Annotated in this window: 3 protein-coding genes and 3 pseudogenes; 1 reads left to right on the top strand and 5 read right to left on the bottom strand. The window is 71.2% G+C overall.

Features of this window, described 5'->3' with window-relative positions; translation table 11 throughout:
* Window positions 1-219 precede the first annotated feature (219 nt).
* Complete coding sequence (locus ABZ281_RS40275; RefSeq protein ID WP_356662936.1) at window positions 220-591, bottom strand: NTP pyrophosphohydrolase; 372 nt, start codon at window positions 589-591, stop codon at window positions 220-222.
* An 80-nt stretch (window positions 592-671) separates the two neighbouring features.
* On the opposite strand from ABZ281_RS40275, the pseudogene ABZ281_RS40270 reads away from it, so the two are divergent.
* Window positions 672-983 (top strand): annotated as a pseudogene (locus ABZ281_RS40270) (hypothetical protein); the annotation flags it as partial.
* Here the strand turns inward: ABZ281_RS40270 and ABZ281_RS40265 are convergent.
* The 4 genes and pseudogenes from ABZ281_RS40265 to ABZ281_RS40250 form a co-directional block, all read right to left on the bottom strand.
* Window positions 978-1,553: pseudogene (locus ABZ281_RS40265) on the bottom strand (NUDIX domain-containing protein); the annotation flags it as partial. The pseudogenes ABZ281_RS40270 and ABZ281_RS40265 sit on opposite strands and share 6 nt — an antisense overlap.
* A gap of 86 nt (window positions 1,554-1,639) precedes the next feature.
* On the bottom strand, window positions 1,640-2,701 hold the full coding sequence (locus ABZ281_RS40260; protein WP_266469856.1) for a pseudouridine synthase: 1,062 nt from the start codon (window positions 2,699-2,701) through the stop codon (window positions 1,640-1,642).
* Window positions 2,701-3,390, bottom strand: coding sequence for an SMC-Scp complex subunit ScpB (gene scpB / locus ABZ281_RS40255; RefSeq protein WP_356662935.1), 690 nt, complete (start codon window positions 3,388-3,390; stop codon window positions 2,701-2,703). Before scpB ends, ABZ281_RS40260 begins: the two co-directional genes overlap by 1 nt.
* A pseudogene (locus ABZ281_RS40250) lies at window positions 3,387-4,127 on the bottom strand (segregation/condensation protein A); the annotation flags it as partial. The gene scpB and the pseudogene ABZ281_RS40250, both read right to left, overlap by 4 nt.
* Between the last annotated feature and the right edge of the window lie 81 nt (window positions 4,128-4,208).

The raw sequence follows: 4,208 nt of genomic DNA, 5'->3' as shown, positions 1-4,208 counted from the left end.
TCGCTCGAGCGGGGGGACCCCCACGCCGCACGGTGCGAAGGGACAGGTGGCTCCGCCACATGACCCTCCGCACCGCACGCCGATCGCACGCACCGAACGCCGTTCCTTCTCCTGCGGAGATCCATCAGAAGCCCCCCAGGCGCGGCGCCCGTCCCAAGGAGAGCGGCACCCCGCTACGCCGGGCTGCACCACCCGGCCCCAGCGGCGACCCCGGGCGCCCTACGGACGTACAGATCGCGGTCCCGCCACGTCCGCCCCCAGTTCCCCGACCCGCCTCCGCAGCTCCCGGTCCGCCGTGATCACCAGGACGGAACGGTCGCCGGCCGCGGCCACCACCTCGACGATGTGGTCGTCTCCGCTGCCCCCGGCGGACGACACCCGTACCCCGGGTACGGACTCCACCCCCCGGGCCGTCCCCTCCACGACCAGCACGATCTCCACCGGCCCGGACACGGCGGGAACCCCCTGCGACGCCAACCGGTCCCGCAACCGCTCCGCCGCGCCCCGACGGTCCCGCCACCACCCGTCCGGCACCGACCCGACGACGTTCGCGGCGTCGACGACGACCAGGACAGGCGCGGTGGCGTTCATATGGCCAGGGTCGCACGGGAGATGGGCGCGAGGCAGGGGTGGGCGGCGCGCGGGCCGGGTCGGCCGCATAAAGTGAACACGTGAACGGCGACTGGCTCATCCGCGGCCGCGACGGCCGCCTCACTGTCTATCTGCCCTCCGGCGACGCCGTCCTGTGCCGTGCGGAACGCGGCCCCGCCGGCTCCTGGGAGGACGCTTCGCGTACCGTCGGCGGCAGTCAGAAGCTGCACCCGGGCGCGGCGGTCGGCCAGGGTGCCAACGGGTACGCGCACCTGGCCGCCTGGCGCCCCACCGCGCCGGGGGAGTCGGGCCTCGTGCACTCCACGCACTTCCGGCCCGGGCTCGCGCCCCTGGACTGGGTCCCCATCGGCCACCCGGACCAGAAGGGCGAGCACCTTGCGCCGGAAGTTGGGCCGGTCGAGCTCGGTGCCCCACACGGTCTCGTAGACCTGCTGGAGCTCGCCGAGGGTGAACTCGGGCGCGCAGAAGGCTGTGGCGAGACACGTGTACTCGAGCTTGGCGCCGACGCGGTCGTGGGCGTCGGCCAGGATGCGGTCGTGGTCGAAGGCGAGCGGCCCCGCCGTGCCGTACGGCACCCAGCGGGCCTGTGCCGCGTCGCTGCCGCCGTGTGCCTCGGGGGCGTCGGGCAGCAGTGCGGCGAAGGCGACCGACACCACCCGCATCCGGGGATCGCGATCGGGCTCGCTGTAGGTCCGCAGCTGCTCCAGATGGAGACCCGAGACGTCCGACAGGCCGGTCTCCTCGGCGAGTTCACGCCGGGCGGCCGTCTCCGCGGACTCGTCCGGCTGCACGAACCCGCCGGGCAGGGCCCAGCGTCCGGTGTACGGCTCCTGCCCGCGCTCGACGAGCAGCACGTGCAGCGCGCCCTCCCGGAGGGTGAACACCGCGAGGTCGACGGTGACGGCGAAGGGCTCGTGGGCGTACTTGTCGTAGCCGTGCATGACCAACACGAACACCCCCTTTAATAGTCAGTGCGACTATAAAAGGGGGTGCGGGTCGCTCACAAGCCCTCGGAGGGACGTGATCCCTAGAGGTCGACCTCCTGCATCAGCATCCCGACCTCCGTGTTGGACAGCCGCCGCAGCCAGCCCGACTTCTGGTCGCCCAGGGTGATCGGCCCGAAGGAGACCCGGACCAGCTTGTCGACCGGGAAGCCGGCCTCCGCGAGCATCCGGCGCACGATGTGCTTGCGGCCCTCGTGGAGGGTGACCTCCACGAGGTAGTTCTTGCCGGTCTGCTGGACGACCCGGAAGTGGTCCGCGCGGGCGTAGCCGTCCTCCAGCTGGATGCCGTCCTTGAGCTGCTTGCCGAGGTCACGCGGGATGGGCCCGACGATGTGCGCAAGGTAGGTCTTCTTCACGCCGTACTTCGGGTGGGTCAGCCGGTGGGCCAGCTCGCCGTGGTTGGTGAGCAGGATGACGCCCTCGGTCTCGGTATCGAGCCGGCCGACGTGGAAGAGCCGCGTCTCGCGGTTGGTGACGTAGTCACCGAGGCACTGCCGGCCCTCCGGGTCCTCCATCGTCGACACGACCCCGGCGGGCTTGTTGAGCGAGAAGAACTGGTAGCTCTGTGTGGCGACGGTCAGGCCGTCGACCTTGATCTCGTCCTTCTCCGGGTCGACGCGCCGCCCCTGCTCCAGGACGATCTCGCCGTTGATCTCGACCCGGGCCTGCTCGATCAGCTCCTCGCAGGAACGCCGGGAGCCGAAGCCCGCGCGGGCGAGGACCTTCTGCAGCCGCTCGCCCTCCTGCTCGGCACCGGGGAAGGTCTTCGGGAGCTTGACCTCCTTCTTCCCGGCGTACCGGTCGCGATTGCGCTCCTCGACCTGCGCCTCGTACTCACGCGGGCGCGCCGGGGCCGTACGCCCCTGCTTCTGGGGCTGCTTGGGCCCGCCCTTGGCGCCGCCCCGGGCGGAGCCGCCGCGTCCGGACTTGGGGCCGTCCTTCGTCGCCCCGGGGCCCACGTCGTAGCGGCGCTCCTCGGGGCGGGGCTTGCTGGGGCGGCCCTGCCCCTGCTTCTGGTCCCTGTTGTTGCCGGCGCCGCGGTGGTTACCGCGTCCGCCGCTCTTGCCGCTGCCGCTGCTTCGCATCAAAGTTCCGTCTGGTCGTCTTCGTCGTCGGTACCCGGGGTGGCCGGGCGGCTGCCCGGCACGTCGTCGTCAGGCGCGTCCGGGTCGAACGACGGTACGCCTTCCTGGGTCTCGGCCTCGATCGCCTCCGCCTCCGGGAGGAAGGGCGCGAGCTCCGGGAGCTCGTCCAGACCGCGCAGGCCCATCCGCTCCAGGAAGTAGTTCGTCGTCCCGTACAGGATCGCACCTGTTTCGGGTTCCGTGCCCGCCTCCTCTATCAGACCGCGCTGGAGGAGGGTACGCATGACACCGTCGCAGTTGACTCCGCGGACGGCCGAGACCCGGCTGCGGCTGACCGGCTGCCGGTAGGCGACGACCGCCAGGGTCTCCAGGGCGGCCTGGGTGAGGCGGGCCTGCTGGCCGTCCAGGACGAAGCGCTCGACGGCGGGCGCGTAGGCGGCCCGCGTGTAGAAGCGCCAGCCGTTCGCGACGTACCGCAGCTCGAAACCGCGGCCCTGGACGGTGTACTCGTCGGCCAGCTCGCGCAGGGCGTCGGCGATCTGCCGCTTCGGCCGCTCCAGTATCTTCGCGAGGTGCTCCTCGGTCGCGGGCTCGTCCACGACCATGAGGACGGCCTCCAGGGCCGGTTTCAGATCGAGGTCGGCGACGGTACGCGGCCCGGCCGTCAGGTCGGTGATTGGCTCGCTCACGCCTTCTTCTCCTCCTTCGGCGGCTCGGGCGGCCGGTCGAACTCGTCGGTGACGGTCGGGATCTCGTCCCCGTCCCCGCCGGTCCACCGCACGAGCAGGTCACCGAGCGCGGTCTCCTGCTCCAGCGCGACGGCCTTCTCGCGGTACAGCTCCAGCAGGGCGAGGAACCTCGCCACGACGGTCAGGGTGTCGTCGGTGTCCGCCACGAGCGCCCGGAAACTGGCCTCGCCGAGCTCCCTGAGCCGGGCCACGACGATCTGCGCCTGCTCCTGCACGCTGACCAGGGGGGCGTGGATGTGGTCCACGTAGACCTGGGGCTTGGGCCTCGGCTGCATCGCCTTCACGGCGAGCTTGGCGAATCCTTCCGCCCCGATGCTGATGACGACGTCGGGCAGCAGCTCGGCGTGGTGCGTTTCGAGGCCGACGGTACGGGGGTAGCGCCGGGCCTCGTCGTCGAGCCGCCCGCTGAAGATGTCGGCGATCTGCTTGTACGCGCGGTACTGCAGCAGCCGGGCGAACAGCAGATCCCGCGCTTCGAGCAGCGCGAGATCGCCCTCGTCCTCCACCTCGGCGGCGGGCAGAAGTCGTGCGGCCTTCAGGTCGAGCAGGGTGGCGGCGACGACCAGGAACTCGGTCGTCTCGTCCAGGTCCCAGTCCGGCCCCATCGCCCGGATGTGGGCCATGAACTCGTCCGTCACTTTCGACAGCGCGACCTCGGTGACATCCATCTTGTGCTCTCTGTGCCCGTGGATTGACAGCGAGATGGAGCGCCTTGAACACTGCGTGATGCGCCGCACGGGGCAACTGTGGTCGAAGGC

It is taken from the genome of Streptomyces sp. NPDC006265, from assembly GCF_040613555.1.
Taxonomy (GTDB): Bacteria; Actinomycetota; Actinomycetes; order Streptomycetales; family Streptomycetaceae; genus Streptomyces.
This window is presented reverse-complemented; position numbering and strand designations above follow the sequence as displayed.